15 protein-coding genes and 1 pseudogene are annotated in these 14,540 nt (G+C 72.7%); 6 read left to right on the top strand and 10 right to left on the bottom strand.

From position 1 onward, the window contains the following. Positions 1-146: 146 nt before the first annotated feature. From ACS04_RS29870 to ACS04_RS29845, 7 genes and pseudogenes are all read right to left on the bottom strand, one after another. A complete protein-coding gene (locus ACS04_RS29870) occupies positions 147-1,139 on the bottom strand; it encodes a TolB family protein (protein WP_245236607.1) in 993 nt (330 codons plus the stop codon). Next, positions 1,136-2,410 (bottom strand): MFS transporter, encoded by a 1,275-nt coding sequence (locus tag ACS04_RS29865; protein WP_048479930.1) that lies wholly within the window; start codon positions 2,408-2,410, stop codon positions 1,136-1,138. The genes ACS04_RS29870 and ACS04_RS29865 overlap by 4 nt, the downstream gene beginning before the upstream one ends. Further along, complete coding sequence (locus ACS04_RS40160) at positions 2,410-3,768, bottom strand: discoidin domain-containing protein (RefSeq protein ID WP_048479929.1); 1,359 nt, start codon at positions 3,766-3,768, stop codon at positions 2,410-2,412. Before ACS04_RS40160 ends, ACS04_RS29865 begins: the two co-directional genes overlap by 1 nt. A 261-nt stretch (positions 3,769-4,029) precedes the next feature. Further along, complete coding sequence (locus ACS04_RS29855; RefSeq protein WP_048479928.1) at positions 4,030-4,572, bottom strand: GNAT family N-acetyltransferase; 543 nt, start codon at positions 4,570-4,572, stop codon at positions 4,030-4,032. A 127-nt stretch (positions 4,573-4,699) separates the two neighbouring features. After that, positions 4,700-4,813 (bottom strand): annotated as a pseudogene (locus ACS04_RS36865) (TetR family transcriptional regulator); the annotation flags it as partial. A 43-nt stretch (positions 4,814-4,856) separates the two neighbouring features. Then, positions 4,857-6,407 carry an AMP-binding protein gene (locus tag ACS04_RS29850; RefSeq protein ID WP_048479927.1) on the bottom strand — a complete coding sequence of 517 codons (1,551 nt, stop codon included), beginning with the start codon at positions 6,405-6,407 and terminating at the stop codon, positions 4,857-4,859. A 101-nt stretch (positions 6,408-6,508) separates the two neighbouring features. Continuing rightward, entirely contained in the window at positions 6,509-7,330 is an 822-nt protein-coding gene (locus ACS04_RS29845; protein ID WP_053081015.1) for an MFS transporter, read from the bottom strand. 310 nt (positions 7,331-7,640) lie between these two features. Here ACS04_RS29845 and ACS04_RS29840 point away from each other — a divergent pair, with 310 nt between their 5' ends. The 4 genes from ACS04_RS29840 to ACS04_RS39715 all read left to right on the top strand — a co-directional run bounded on the left by ACS04_RS29840 (position 7,641) and on the right by ACS04_RS39715 (position 10,691). After that, a complete protein-coding gene (locus tag ACS04_RS29840; protein WP_048479926.1) occupies positions 7,641-8,591 on the top strand; it encodes an SDR family NAD(P)-dependent oxidoreductase in 951 nt (316 codons plus the stop codon). A gap of 273 nt (positions 8,592-8,864) precedes the next feature. Next, positions 8,865-9,659, top strand: a complete 795-nt coding sequence (locus ACS04_RS29835; protein ID WP_048479925.1) for a hypothetical protein — start codon at positions 8,865-8,867, stop codon at positions 9,657-9,659. Positions 9,660-9,912: 253 nt separating this feature from the next. Then, positions 9,913-10,425, top strand: coding sequence for a PI-PLC domain-containing protein (locus ACS04_RS39720; RefSeq protein ID WP_245236606.1), 513 nt, complete (start codon positions 9,913-9,915; stop codon positions 10,423-10,425). Further along, a complete protein-coding gene (locus ACS04_RS39715) occupies positions 10,320-10,691 on the top strand; it encodes a PI-PLC domain-containing protein (protein WP_245236605.1) in 372 nt (123 codons plus the stop codon). Before ACS04_RS39720 ends, ACS04_RS39715 begins: the two co-directional genes overlap by 106 nt. A 6-nt stretch (positions 10,692-10,697) precedes the next feature. On the opposite strand, the gene ACS04_RS29825 is transcribed toward ACS04_RS39715, so the two are convergent. Beyond that, a complete protein-coding gene (locus ACS04_RS29825) occupies positions 10,698-11,438 on the bottom strand; it encodes an SDR family oxidoreductase (protein ID WP_048479924.1) in 741 nt (246 codons plus the stop codon). A gap of 114 nt (positions 11,439-11,552) precedes the next feature. Between ACS04_RS29825 and ACS04_RS29820 the strand changes: the two genes are divergently transcribed. Further along, complete coding sequence (locus ACS04_RS29820; protein ID WP_048479923.1) at positions 11,553-12,059, top strand: RrF2 family transcriptional regulator; 507 nt, start codon at positions 11,553-11,555, stop codon at positions 12,057-12,059. Positions 12,060-12,429: 370 nt separating this feature from the next. After that, positions 12,430-12,579 (top strand): hypothetical protein, encoded by a 150-nt coding sequence (locus ACS04_RS36860; RefSeq protein WP_245236604.1) that lies wholly within the window; start codon positions 12,430-12,432, stop codon positions 12,577-12,579. Between the two features lie 29 nt (positions 12,580-12,608). Here the strand turns inward: ACS04_RS36860 and ACS04_RS29815 are convergent, their stop codons facing one another. Continuing rightward, positions 12,609-13,259 carry a class I SAM-dependent methyltransferase gene (locus ACS04_RS29815; RefSeq protein ID WP_048479922.1) on the bottom strand — a complete coding sequence of 217 codons (651 nt, stop codon included), beginning with the start codon at positions 13,257-13,259 and terminating at the stop codon, positions 12,609-12,611. Positions 13,260-13,372: 113 nt separating this feature from the next. Beyond that, a complete protein-coding gene (locus ACS04_RS29810; protein ID WP_398022005.1) occupies positions 13,373-14,452 on the bottom strand; it encodes an alpha/beta hydrolase in 1,080 nt (359 codons plus the stop codon). Between the last annotated feature and the right edge of the window lie 88 nt (positions 14,453-14,540).

The following is a 14,540-nucleotide window of genomic DNA, read 5'->3' as shown; positions in this document are numbered from 1 at the left end:
GGACACGGACAGGGAGCGCGCAGGACGATCCGACGCATTCGCGCACGCCTCGGGTGCCACCGAACGCTTCCGTACGCGCCGTGCCCCGAGGTCGCGGCTCCTCGGCACAAGCTCCTTGAGTCGGCTGGGAAGGCGTCGGTGGCCGTTCAGTTCGCGGCGGCCGGGGACGAACCGCCCGGGACCAGGAGGCGCGGTCGGCCCGTGCCGTCCGCCGGGACCGACCAGATGTCGTCGGCGCGCCCTTCGCGCCCCGGGAGGGCGTAGCCGACGGTCCCGTCGTCCAGCCAGGCCGCCTGGTCGTCGACGCTGCGCGTCTCGGCGAGCGGGTGTTCGCGCAGGTCCGCCAGGTCCAGGACGTACAGCCGCCAGGGGGCCGCGAGGTCGTCGGAGACCTTCTTGAACGCGATGCGGGTGTTGTCCGGAGACAGGGACGGGCATTCGACGTTCTCGCGCAGGGCCCTCGCCGACCAGTTGCGCAGGTCCCCTTCGACGAGGTGGGTACGGCCCCTGGTGGACACCGTGGCGTAGAAGCGGTTGTCGTCGGCGGCGAAGGTCACGCCCCAGTAGTTCACGTCGGGCGCGTGGTAGCGGGTCCCGTCGATGGTCAGTGGGATGTCCTCCATCGATTTGACGAGGTAGCCGGTGCGCAGGTCGAGGAGGGAGGTACGGGTGGAGAAGCCGGTCGCGGCGTACGAGTCGCCGACCGCGAAGGCCGTCCAGGACAGTACGTTCCCGGAGGCCGAGACGCGTGCCCGGTTGGGGATGCCGGGTACGGTCACGCGCTGGATCTCGCGCAGCCGCCGGTCCAGTACGAGGGCCTGGGTGCGCGCCGGGATGCCGGGCAGCTTGCGCAGGCACAGGACGCGCTCCCCCGCGGCGTGGAACCGCTCGCAGGCGGGGCCCCCCGTGGCGGGCGGCCCGCCGGCGCCGTCGTGGCGGGCGACCCGGCCCGTGGCCGAGTCCCGGTAGTAGAGCCCGGGTTCGGCCAGGCTGAAGGATCCGTCCGCGGCGGCGGCCGGCAGACCGCGGTGCCTCGCGTGCAGGACGTAGCCCAGGGATCCGCCCCCGAGCAGCAGGACGGCGAGTAGGACGAGGAGGAGCCGGCGCAGGCGGCGGGGCCGAGTCGCTCGGGGGTTCACAGGGCCTCCTGGGTGGTGTCGGGTGCGGTGGGGGAAGCCGGCAGGATGCGCCACGCGGCCGCGAGGGCCGCCGCCAGCGCGAGCGCCGCCGTCCCCAGGGCGGGCCCCCGCCCCCAGAACGTCCAGGCCGCTCCGAAACCCGCGGCGCCGAGCAGCCGGGCCAGCGCCTGTCCGGTCTGGAGCACCGCGAGCCCGCCGGCGCGGCGGTGCGCGGGCAGGACGGGGCCGGCCAGCGCCATCAGGACCCCGTCGGTCGAGGCGTAGAAGACGGCGAGGAGCACCGGCACCACGGCCAGGGTCGGCCGGGCCACGGGGAGCAGCAGGACGGCGTACGCGCCGAGCAGCGCGGTATGTCCGGCCAGGAACGGCAGCCTGCGCCCGACGCGGTCGGCGATCCGGCCGGCCGGGACGGCGAGGAGGAGGTATCCGGCGGCGGCGCCGAGCGGCAGCAGCGGGAACAGGGCGGCGGGCAGGTCGAGGGCGCGTTGGATGAGCAGGTACAGGAAGGAGTCGCCGATGGTGGCGGCGCCGAGCAGGGAGGCGGCGTACAGGATCCGGCGGAAGGCGGGGTCACGAAGCGCCGTGCGTGCGAGGGGTGTTGGGCCGACCGGCGGCGCGGCCGGCGCGGAGGGCCCCGAGGCCCCGGCGGGCGCTGGGGGGACGTACAGCACGAGCAGCAGCACGCCGAGCAGGCCCGTGCAGAAGCTGACGGCGAACACCGCGTCGTAGGCGTCGGCCGTCGCCCAGAGCACTGCGAAGGCGGCGAGCGGACCGAGCAGCGCGCCCGTTGTGTCCATCGCCCGGTGCACTCCGAAGGCCCGGCCCAGGGTCTCCGGCGGGCCGCTGAGCGAGATCAGCGCGTCACGCGGGGCGGTGCGCACGCCCTTGCCGATACGGTCGGCGGCGAGCGAGCCGGCTATCCCGGCCGTGGCGCCGTCGGCGAGGAGCAGCCCGAGCCGGGAGAGGGCGGAGAGCAGGTAGCCCGCGCCGGCGACCCGCTTGTGGCGGCCGCCGCGGTCGGCGAGCCGGCCGCCGAGGAGCCGGACGAGGGCGGTGGCTCCGTTGAACATGCCGTCGAGGAAGCCGAATTGGAGTGGTGAGAGGCCGAGGCCGAGGACGAGGTAGAGCGGCAGCACGGCCGTGACCATCTCGGAGGAGACGTCGGTGACGAGGCTGACCGCGCCGAGTGCGATGACGGTGGCGGGGACGCGCCGCCGGGCCCCGGGGGGCCGGGGCGGCGCGTCCGGGCGGCCGGTGTTGGCCAGGTACATCAGTGGCAGCTGTACTTCGGGCTGGTGTCCTTGACCGACCCGTCGGCGGCGACGTAGGTCCAGCTGTAGCCCGCGTCCGTGAAGTCGAGCTTCAGGACCCCGTACTGGCCGCTGATGCGCTTCTGGCTGTTGGGCTGCACCTGCTCGATCGGGTAGGGCTCGGCGCCGCCCATGCCTCCGACGATCTCCACGATCCCGTCGGCGGCCGCCTTGCCGTCGGGGTTCTGCGGGGCGAACCGCTCGTAGTGGTGATCGTGTCCGTTCAGGACCAGGTCGGCCTTGGCGGCGTAGAGGAGCTTCCAGACGGGTTTGGAGACGGGGTCGTTGCCGTGTCCGCCGGAGGAGTACAGGGGGTGGTGCCAGTAGGCGGCGATGCACTGCTTGCCGTTGGCGGCGAGGTCGGCCTTGAGCCAGTCGATCTGGGCGGCCTGGTCGAAGGCGTTGGAATCGAGGGCGATGAAGTGCCAGTTGCCCTCGTCGAAGCTGTAGTAGCTCTTGCCCTGCGGGTACGCGATGCTTCCGAAGTACGCCTTGTAGCCGGCGAGGGAGCCGGCCGGGTCGTAGGTCTCGTGGTTGCCGGGTACGGGGCGGGTCTTGGCCTTGAAGGCGCCCCAGCTCTTGTCGTAGTAGGCGCGGAAGTCGGCGATGCGGGCGTCGTCGTACTGGTTGTCGCCCATGGTGAGGTAGAACTTCGGGTCGATCCGGCGAGCCAGCGCGGCTGTCTTCGGGTGTGCGCAGCCGCTGTCGGAGGCGGTGCACTGCGCGGCGATGTCGCCGGCCGCGACGACCGTGAAGGCGCCGCCGCCGGGGGGCGTTCCGCCGTCCACGGTGCCGTACACCTCGGCCTCGTAGAGGGAGTAGCCGTACGCCGTCCCGCGCGCGGTGCCGTAGACGCGCAGGTACCTGCCCTGGCCGGCGAGGCCGGTGAGGTCGTCGGTACCGCCGTTGCCGGCCTTTTCCTCGGCGATCCTGGTCCAGGTCGCGCCGTCGGCGGAGACCTCGACGCGGTAGGCCTTGGCGTAGGCGGACTCCCAGGTCAGCTTGACCCGGGAGACGGTGGCCCCGGCCCCGAGGTCGACGCGGATCCACTGCGGGTCCTTGCCCTCGGCGCTGGCCCAGCGGGTCGAGGCGGCGCCGTCGAAGGCGTTGGCGGCGCCGAGCGAGGCGCTCTCCGCGGAGGAGGCGGTGGCGGGCTTGCCGCGCGAGATGAGCGGGTCGGCGGCGGCTCCGGCCCGGCCGGGCCAGGCGAGGAGGAGCCCGGCGACGAGTACGAGCACGGCGGCCGCGGCTGCGAGGAGGAGGGTGGGTCGAGGTCGACTGCCTGGTGCGGGGGGTGGGGTGGAGGCGTACAGGTGCATGCCTGGACTCCTTGGCCTGGGAACGGCGAGAGCTGGACACCGGTGCGGAGAGCGCCGCCCCCGGACCCTGGGGCGAGCAGGGGGCAGCGTCACGGCGGCCGGGTCAGAGCTCTCGCTGAGCGCGTCATGCCCATGCCAACAGGCACCGCGCCGAGCCGCCGTCGGGGAGCGTAGTGGATAGGAAGGTTTCCTACCAGTGGCCCGACACGACGGACCACAGGGGCGGATGGGGCGACCGGCCCCCGGGTGGCCGCGGAGCGGTCAGGGGCGGTCCAGGCCCCAGGTCTGCAAGGTGTAGGGGCGCCCCTTCTCCTCGCCCTCGATCAGCGGGACGTCCAGCAGGCTGAAGCCCGCCTTCACGGCGACCGCGACGCTGGCGGCGTTCTCGGCCTCCAGCTCGAGGATCACCCGGTCCACACCCAGCTGCTCGAAGGCGTACGCGGCCATCACGCGCACGGCCCGCGCGGCCAGCCCCCGGCCGCGGTGAGCCGGTCCGACCGCGTAGCCGAGCTCCGTACCCTCGGGGGCGCGCCGCAGCATCACCTCACCGAGGGGTTCGCCGCCGTCGACGGTGATGGCGAGCAGGACGACCGTACCTTCGGCCCGCATCCGCCGATCCCGCTCCAGCCGCGCACGGCCGGCCGCCTCGTCGAAGGGCGAGACGATGGGCGTCCAGTACGCGACGTCGGGGTCGTCGAACAGCGCGGGCATGGCAGGCAGGTCGGCTTCCGTCCAGTCGCGCAGGACGAGGCCCTCCCCGGTGAGTTCCATGTGATCGGGAAAGGACGACGTGGTGCTGGTCATGGCGGGGTGGCCTCCCTGGTCGGTGGTCGGCTGGGCAGGATATCCGCGGACCGATCGCCTCCGCCCCGCCCCCCACCCCCACCCCACGTCTCGACCCGGTCGAGCCACGTGGCGCCCGCGCGGTGCCTCAGAGCAGGGCGAGCCGGTCCACCAGCAGCTGCACCCTCCGCTCGGCGTCCCCCCGCGGCAGCCGCCCCGCGCGGGCCAGGGTGGCGAGCCCGTGCAGGGCCGCCCAGAACACCCCTGCTGGTCACCGCCCTCGTCTGAGAGCCCCGGTCGGCCCGTCACTCGCCGCCGCGCCCGAGGGCCCGGCGGCGGAGCAGCTTCTTGTCCGGCTTTCCCGCGTCGGTCAGGGGCAGCGCGTCGGCGAAGGCGATGCTCGCGGGCTCGTACATGGCGCCCTTCCGTTTCCGGACCAGAGCACACAGCTCCACTTCGCCGACCTCGCGACCCGGCGCGCGGACGACCACCGCGTGGACCCGCTCCGTACGTTGGGCGTCGGGTACTCCGAACACGGCGCTGTGCAGGACGTGCGGATGGGAGTTCAGCACGTCCTCCAGTTCTGCCGTGTACACGTGGCCACCGACCACCACGATCATGTCCTTCAGCCGGTCGACGATCGTGAGGTAGCCGTCCCGGTCGACGAACCCGATGTCACCCGTGTGCAACCAGCCGTCCCGCAGGACCTCGGCGGTGAGCTCGGGCTGCTTCCAGTAGCCCTTCATCACGTGCGGCGAGCGCACGCAGATCTCACCGCGCTCACCTGCGGGCAGGCTCCGCCCTTCGGCGTCGCGGATGACGACCTCGACGCCTTCGATGACCTTCCCGGCGGTGCGCAGCAGCTCGGGGCGGCGCGGGTCGTGGTCCTCGGGCGGGAGCACGCTGATCCCGCCCGCTTCGTTCTGCCCGTAGAACTGGTTCAGCACGGGGCCGAAGCGCCGGACCGCCGCCGCGAGGCGCGCCGGGGAGGAGGCGCAGCCCCCGTACGTGAGCATGCGCAGGCTGGAGGTGTCGGTTCGGTCGATCTCGGGGTGGTCCATCAACTGGTAGAGGAGCGGCGGCAGCAGGAACATGTGGGAGACGCGCTCGCGCTCGACGGCGGCGAGTACGGCGCCCGCTTCGAATCCCTCCAGCAGGACGACGGTTCCGCCGTCGCGCAGGGCGGCGTCCGCCATGAAGCCCGCCGCGTGCGCGAGGGTGGTGCACACCAGGGCCCTGACCTGCCCGGCCTCCCCGCCCTCGGGCCGTCCGGATCCGACCGCCGCCCACTGCCCGAAGGTCGTACAGATGGCCTTGGGGTGCCCGGTGGTCCCACCGGTGTGGCGAATGGTGCAGATGTCCTGCGGACGCGCCGAACCCGCGAACGCCTCGGCGGACTCCTCTGCGGCGAGCCGTACGAGGTCCGGGCCCGTGCCCGCGCCGCCTTCGCCCAGTACCAGGACCCGTTCCAGCGGCACCCGACGGGCCAGCTCCGCCGCGCGCCCGCCGTGCTCCGGGTCGACGATCAGCGCCCGGGTCTCGACGTCCCGGAGGATGTCGGCGTGCACGTCGGGCGAAAGGCCGGCGTAGAGGTGGTTCACGGCGCAGCCGAGCAGCCCGGCGGCGTAACGGGCCGCGATCGTCTCGGGAAGGTTGCCGGCGAGCAGGGTGACCATCTGACCACGCTCCACCCCCTGCGCGCGCAGCGCGCGGGCCATGCCGTAGACGAGACCGCGCAGTTCGCCCGCGCTCACGCGCCGGTCCCCGTGGACAAGGGCCTCGCGGTCGGGTTCCTTTTCGAGGGCGTCAAGAATCTTTTCCACGTGGCTGTGGAAATGCCCGGTGATCGCGTCCATACCGTCCCCATTGGTTGACTTGAGCAACTGACTGGAGGCTAAAGGCCGGTGATCCACAAACCCAACCCGAACGCCGATATCCGGCCAGACGAGCCTTCGGCTCAGGCCGTGGCCGAGGAGGGCGCCTCCTCCCCCACGAACTGCGGCTGACCAGCGGGACGGTGGCGCTCCGCCCATCGGACGAGGAGGGGGGCGGCCAGGCCGGTGAGGGCGAACAGGGCGCCCAGGACGTACCACCCGGGGCGGCCCCAGGTGATGCACAGGAAGATGATCAGGGCCGGGCCGGCGGCCTCCGCCAGGGCTGCCCCGAGCCCGAACACTCCGAGGTACTGCCCGGTGGCCCGCTCGGGCGCCAGGGCGAAGGAGATCTCGAAACCGGCCGCCGCGTGCCAGAGTTCGCCGATCGGGTGTACGGCGACCCCGGCCGGCAGGAGGGCCGCCGCGGCCCGGCCGGGGATGCCCTGCGTCAACGAGATCAGCACGCAGGCCAGGAGGAAGGCGAAACCGGAACGGCGGTAGGCGCGGGCGCCGGCCACCGGCGTGTCGATGCTGCGGCCGGCCCTCATCTGACACGTGACCACGACGACGGTGTTCAGCAGCATCGTGCCCGAGATCAGCCAGTGCGGGGCCTCGGTGGCCGCGATGAGCCAGAGGGGTACGGCAACGGGCAGCACCTTGAACTGGACGGCCGTGACGCCGTCCAGGGCGGTGAGCGCGAGGTACGGGCGGTCCCGCATCGCCATCCAGCGCGGACCGCCCGCGGCCGGCCCCGGCTCGACCGGGCGCAAGCGGAGCACGATCAGGGCGGAGGCCGCGAAGGAGACCGCGTTCGCGACGATCATGAGCTGGTAGGCGCTGTGGGCACCGACCTGTACGACCCACCCTGCCAGCACGGCGCCGAGCGAGATGCCGATGTTCGTCACCGCGCGCAGGTACCCGCGGAACTCCTAGGGGGTGCCCGCAAAGTCCCGCCTGTCCCCGCCGTGCGCGCCGCGCCTGTCCGCCGGGTGGTCGGCCCCGACCCCCACGGCCGGCGAGAGGACGCCCGCGATCCCGAGGCCGAGACCCACCTCGGGGGCGGGCGGGCCGTCCGGCGCTTCGTCGGCGGGATGTGGGGGGGTCGGCGGGGCTGTCGGTGAGGTGTAGGCGGTGTGTCGGCGGTGGCGGCGATCGTGGGTGCCGAGCTGCCCTGGGGCAGCCGCAACCGCGCGACAACAAGGGAGCCCCTTCGCCATGTCCTCCACCCCGCCCTGGAACGTCCGACGACTGCCGGCTGCCGAAGGCCGCGTCTTCCTGGTCACCGGCGGCAACGCCGGCATCGGGTACTTCGTCGCGGAGCAGTTGTCGGCAACCGGAGCCACCGTCGTACTCGGCAGCCGGAGCCCCGCCAGGGCCGAGGCCGCCGCGGACGCGATCCGTGCGCGTGTCGCCGGCGCCCGGGTGCGGGCCGTACGGCTGGACCTCGCCGACCTCTCGACGCTCGCGACATCGGTGGAGTCACTGGAGGTGGATCGCCTCGACGCCGTGGTCCACAACGCCGGGGTCGCGCTCGACCACCCGCCGCGCAGGGAGACCGCGGACGGTCACGAGCTCATGTTCGGCACGAACCACCTGGGGCACTTCGCCTTGACCCGGTGGCTCATGCCGCTGCTCGCGGCTGCGCCGGCGGCCCGCGTCGTGACCATGGGCAGCTTCGCGGCGAAGTCCGAGCGGCTGGACCCGGACGATCTCCAGTCCCGCGAGGACTACCGGCCCAAGCGCACCTACGGGCGCTCCAAGCTGGCGCAGATGTACTTCGGCGTCGAACTCGACCGTCGCCTGCGTGCTGCCGGCAGCACGGTCGCCAGCGTGGTGGCCCATCCCGGCGGCGCGCTGGACTCCCTCACCCCCTCGCGGCCCCCGATCCACGTACGAACCGCCGGCGCGCGGCTAGGCTCGGCACCGGCGGCCCTCCTCGTCCAGGGCAAGGACGCGGGCGCATGGCCCGCGGTCCGGGCCGTGCTGGACCCGGCCGTGCGCGGGGGCCAGCTGTGGGGACCGCGCGTCTTCGGCCTGCGCGGTGAGCCCCGCCTCGAACCGGTGTGGGACCACCTGGCCGACCCCGCCCTCGCGGCACGGCTGTGGGGGGCGAGCTGCGAGCTGACCGGCGGCGACGTCCTCACCCGCACGCCCGGGTCGCGCTGAGCGACGCCCTCGACCGGGCGGCGGATCACTGCCCGCGGGCGCCCGCGTCCGTGGCAGCGAGCCTCCGCCCGGTGGATCCTTCCGTGAACGTACGCCCCCTCCGCGCAACCGTTGCCCCTCCGCCCGTACTTGTCGGACGGTCCGGTCCGGAGGAAAGTGATGGCGGCGCGGACGGGGGACGGGGGACGGGGGACGGGGACCGGGGGACGGCACCACCCTGCTCCCGCGCGTCACCGACAGCGCACCGGATCCGAGGAACAGGAGCGCAGGGGCATGCCCATCCACCAGACGATCGACCACCCCACCAACTGGATCATCGAGGTCGACACCAAGGACGTGTGCGCGCTCGCCCTGCACGGCGCACCCGCCGGGGAGCGGCTCGTGGTCTTCGTGTCGGAGACGCACCACAACGCGCGGTACGACAGCGACCGGCGCGACCAGATCATCCGGCAGCTGTCCTCGCACCCCAAGGTCACCCTCGTCGTCGAACGGGACATCAGCCCCGTCCAGGCGGCGCCCAACATGGTGGTGGAGACCACCCCGGGCCTCTCCTCCGCCGACCCTGGGCGTGACGACACCGTGACGGCGCAGCTCGTCGACCACCTGAACCGGCTGCCTCCCGGGCAGAAGGGCCGGTCGATCGTGTTCCTCTTCGGAAACGACCACTTCGACAAGCTCCGCACCCGTCTCGACGCCGCCCTGCCCGAACCGGTGACGCTTCGCCATTTCTCCTCCATCCGGGCCCAGCTGGACGCCCTGAGTCTGGCGGCGCCGGCGCCCGGCCCCGGCGATCAGCCGATCGGCTGGGTCCGAACCGGTCAGTTCGCGGCGAACGAGGGGCAGGAGGCCCTCAACAGCGATCTCCTGCGCCGCGGTCTCGTCCCTGTTCCCTACCAGGTCCACGTCCACTCGGCGGACGTCTTCGCATGGGGCAAGCAGGGGTTCCTCCTCCACTCCTCGAACCAGTCCATCATCGACCGCAGCGCCGAACTCGCCGACGAAGGCACCCTTCCCCTCATGATTCGCGACCCGCAGGAGGTCAGGGGCCGCGAAGGCCGCGTCGGCTGAGCCGCCGCACGGGCGCGGCCGTCCCCGCGCCGCGCGGCCCGCAAGGCCCGGCCCGCCTCCAGGCCCCCGTACGCTTCGGCCCGACCCGCGAGCCTCGACGTCACCTGCCCGCCTCCCCGGAGGCGGCAGCGGTTTCCCGCCATCCACGGGCCGCCGTCCATCCAGGTCCGTTCTGCGTGCATTCATCGCGTGCCAGCATGACGACGGACGCGATCAAGCGCCCCCCACGGAACCGGACGTGACGGAGCATTCCTTGACCCCTCTTCTCGGGCGAGCCGCCCGCTTCCGCAGGCTCGTGACGTCGATCGCGGCCCTGTGCGCCACCATCGGCGCCACCGCCCTCGCCGCGACCCCGGCGGCAGCGGCCGAGGGGCGGCATCCGGTCTACGCCATCGCGCACCGCGTCGACACCCTGGGCGGCGTGGACGCCGCGCTGGGGCACGGCGCGAACGGCATCGAGGTGGACGTGTGCGCCTGGTGGAACGCGAACGAATGGCGGGCCTATCACGACTGCTCCTCAGCCGGTGACGACCGGCTGGGGCCCAGCTTCGACAGCATGATCGACCGGATTCTCTCCCACGCCGGCGCGGGACGCCGGCTGTCGCTGGTCTGGCTGGACATCAAGGACCCGAACTACTGCGGGGAGCAGGAAAACCGCGGATGCAGCGTCGCGGGACTGCCCGACAAGGCGCAGCGGCTGACCGCCGCCGGACCAAGGGGTTCGGCAACTGCACGGAACCCGCCTACAACACGTGTCCGGAGCTGAAGAAGGGCGCCGCTGACCGTGACGCCGGACAGCTCGCGGCCACCCCGTCCTGGACGACCACGTACAACGATCCGTGGTACGTCGACAAACTGCTGGGCGAGGGCCGCGTGGACGGCGTCATCGCGGGCTACGGGGCGTTCACCGGAGTGCGCGAGTACGACGACGGCTGGCAGTGCGCCAACGCCGTCGCCCTCGTCCGCGACTGGGTGAACCGCCACGGCGGCACCCACCGCATGGCCACCCCCGGCGACCGTCTCTTCAGGTAGGCGGGTTCAGCGCTTCGCGCCGAGCCAGTCCTTGTAGGAGGTGGGAGCCAGGCGTGCGCCGGGTCCGCCGGTCAGGACGTCGCCCTCGACGGCCGCGAACAGGCCGGCCTGCTCGTCGGTGACGACCGTACGGGGGTCCTGCCGGGCCGACAGCGTGAGACGGCCGAGCTCGTCGAGGGCGAAGACGTCCGGGCCCGCGACGTCGACGGTGCCGCCCAGCGGTGCGCCGGTGGCGGCCGCGGCCAGGGCGGCGACCACGTCGGCCGCGGCCATCGGCTGGACGGGGGTGGAGGGCAGCCGGACGGTGTTCTCGTCCGCGGTCCAGGACAGCACCGCGTCCATGAACTCGAAGAACTGGGTGGCGCGCACGATCGAGTACGGGGTGGGCCCCTGCTTGAGGATGTCCTCCTGGAGGGTCTTCGCCCGGTAGTAGTCCAGCTGCGGCACCTGGTCGACGCCGACGATGGACAGGATCACCTGGTGGCCGACGCCCGCCCGCTCCCCCGCCGCCAGCAGGTTGTTCATCGTGGTGCGGAAGAACTCCGGGGACGCCTCGTCGAAGGTGGGCGAGTTCGACACGTTGACGACCGTGTCCGCGTCGGCGAGCGCCTCGTCCAGCCCCGCGCCGGTGAGCAGGTCGACACCCGTGGACGGGGAGGCGGGGACCACCTCGTGTCCGAGCGCGCGGAGCGCGGAGACGAGCTGGGAACCGATGAGTCCGGTGCCGCCGATGACCGTGATCTTCATGGCTGTGCCCTTCCTGGTGTGCGACCGGGTGCGGCCCTCTGCCGCCCCAAACTCGGACAACTCTTGTCTGAGATGTTACTCGGATAAGCTGTATCCGAGTCAAATGGAGGGCGCATGAAACTGTCCGGGGGCGTGGAGTGGGCGCTGCACTGCTGCGTCGTGCTGACCGCGGCGAGTCAGCCGGTGCCCGCCGCACGTCTGGCACTGCTGCACGACGTCTCGCCGAGCTACCTGGCCAAGCAGATGCAGGCCCTCTCCCGGGCGGGCCTCGTGACCTCCGTCCAGGGCAAAACGGGCGGATACGCGCTGACCAGGCCCGCTTCCGACATCACCGTCCTGGATGTGGTGCAGGCCGTCGACGGGGCGGACCCGGCCTTCATCTGCACGGAGATCCGGCGCCGCGGCCCGTTCGGAGCACCGCCCGAAGCGTGTACGAAGGCCTGCGGGATCGCCCGCGTCATGCGTGCCGCCGAAGCCTCCTGGCGGGCATCGCTGCGCGGGGTCACCATCGCCGACCTGGTCGACTCGGTGGAGCGCGACGACGGCCCCGAGGCACTGCCGGCCATCGGAGCCTGGCTGAACCCGGCCTCCGGACCGGTGCGGACCGACGGCCGGGCGTAGGGGGCCCGGCGGAGGCGGCCGGGCCCGTACTCGCCGGAGGAACCGGGAGCCGGGCGGCACCGTCCAAGCCGCGAGCGACCACTCTTCGGGTGCCTGGCGCTGACGGTGGGGCGGGTCACCGTCGACGTACGGTGACCCGCCGGTCCGTCCCTTGTCCCCGGGGCGGGGTCGGCTGAGGAGCGGGGTGCAGGTAGAAGCTGAGCGTGGCGTGGCAGCGGACCGGGATGGCCACCGTCGTCTGCGCGAGGGAGTCGGTGTGGGAGGAGCCGCCGTCGACCGTGGTGACGGTCCAGGTGAAGGAGGCGCTTCCGCTCGCGCCAGAAAGGCCCGGCGACAGATCGTCGCGGACGCCTCGCTGGTGCTGTGCGACATGCCCGACCCGGTGGCCGGTACCCGCGCCACGACCGCCCTGTACATCGAGCACCCCACGCCGGCGGGCTGCCTGAGACTGGCCTTCCAGGCGGTGTGGGAGCGGGCCCGGACCGCGCCCGCGGCGGGTGGGGACCGAATCGACGGCTGACCGGGGCGTCCTGCGGTGCCCGGCCCGGCCTACCGGGCGGCCGGGGTGACGGCGACCCGGCGGGCCATCAAGTGGGCGTCGAGGAAGCCGCGCTCGGAGGCGGGGTCGTGGAGCAGCCGGGCGAAGGGGGCCAGCCCGGCCGCGGTCAGCAGCTCGGCGAGCCGGTCCGCCGGCCAGCTGTAGGCGGGCGCCACCTTGTGGTCGAAGCGGACCGGCTCCGATCCGTCGGTACCGAAGAACGAGACCAGGAACAGGCCTCCGGGGGCCAGGACCCTGGCCTGCTCGGCGAGGACCGCGGGCAGTTCCGCGGGCGGCGTGTGGATCATCGAGTAGTGGGCCAGTACGCCGTCGAGCGCGCGGTCCTCCATCGGCATGGACTCCATCCTCGCCTCGTCGAACCGCAGCGCCGGATGGGCCCGCCGGGCGTGGGCCACCATGGCCGGCGAGAGGTCGAGCCCGAAGGCGTCCAGCCCCAGACCGTGCAGCATGGCGGTCAGGTGGCCGGGACCGCATCCGACGTCGGCCGTTCGCCGGTTCCCCGTCTCGCGCACCAGCTCGGCGAAGGTCTCGACCATGGCCCGCGCGAAGGGCCGCGTCTCCAGCCGGTCGGCGAACATCGACGCGTAGAGCTCGACGACCCCGTCGTAGGCGGCCCTGGTCCGCTCCTGGTGTTCCACCACGGAGCAGACGCTAACACCCTTGTCGCCGGACCTCGTTCGGCAGACCGGTGGACCGCGCACCGGGCGCACCGGGCGGCCCGGGGCGCGGTGGCCCGGTGCGCGGTGGCCCCGGATCAGGCGGTGAAGGACCGCTCCAGCCTGGGGATCAGGTCGCGGAGGTCCTGTTCCCAGCAGCCCGCGTTGTGGCCGCCGTTGCACTGGGTGCCCCAGGCGGAGCCGTCGCCGTAGTCCACGAAGTAGTACGACATGCCCAGGGCGTCCATGCTGTCCTTCACGTGCTGGGACGCCGACTCCAGCCAGAACTCCAGGTCGGTGGCCGAGCCGCCCCCGTTGCCCACGTAGAGGGAGACGCCGACCCCGCCGGCCTTCAGTTTGTCCATGTGCTGCGACGGATCGACCTCGTTCCACCGCCAGTCGATGTTGAACACGGGATAGGGCGAGCCGAACAGGGCGTCACTGTCCACGCCGGGCTTGTACGGGGATTCGGCGCCGCCGCAGACACCGGAGAACGAACCGCAGATCGCACCCTGCGCGTCGATGAGGGAGGCGACGACGGCGAGCCGCAGGTCCATGGAGCGGGCCGACAGATCGATGTCCCCCGACAGGGAGGCGGTCTGGCCGAACAGGTCGGGCCGGACCTGGGCGTAGTGGAGCGCCCCGAAACCGCCCATGGAGACGCCCGCGACGGCCCGTGCCTTCTTCGTGGCGATCGTCCGCAGGTTCGCGTCGATGAACGGGATCACCTGCTTGAGGTGGAAGTTCTCCCAGTTCTGGGCACCGGCCTGCGTCTTCTGGTTGAGCCAGTTGGCGTACCAGCCACGGGCGCCGCCGTCCGGGATGACGGTGATCATCTGGTCGGAGGTGGTCAGCGCCGGGTAGTTCTGCTGGATCGGGTCGTCCGGCGAACCGTGCAGGAAGTACAGCACGGGATAGCGCCTGGCCGGCTCGTCGTAGTAGCCGCTCGGTAGGATGATCTTGATGTGGTGCTTGCCCGCGACCTCGGGTGTGGTCACGGTGATGTGGAAGTTGGTCGGACCGCCGGTCGCGGTGTCGACCTGGGTCAACCCGAACCCGTCCGCCAGCGGCGGGGGCGCGGTGCGCCCGGCGGCCTGCGCCGAACCCGCCGGCACGGCCGTGGCCACGATGGCGGCCATCAGGGCCACCACCATGCGCCACCGGCTCGATTTCCTCATCACAGCATCCTCCTTGGGACCTTGGTGTTAGTGGTTGTGCGTGCGTCGCGGCGTACCGACGTCCCGGATTCCCGGCACAGCAGCCGCC

The organism is Streptomyces roseus (genome assembly GCF_001044425.1).
Classification (GTDB): Bacteria; Actinomycetota; Actinomycetes; order Streptomycetales; family Streptomycetaceae; genus Streptomyces; species Streptomyces roseus.
Note: the sequence above shows the minus strand (reverse complement) of the source record. Positions and strands in the feature narration are given on the sequence as shown.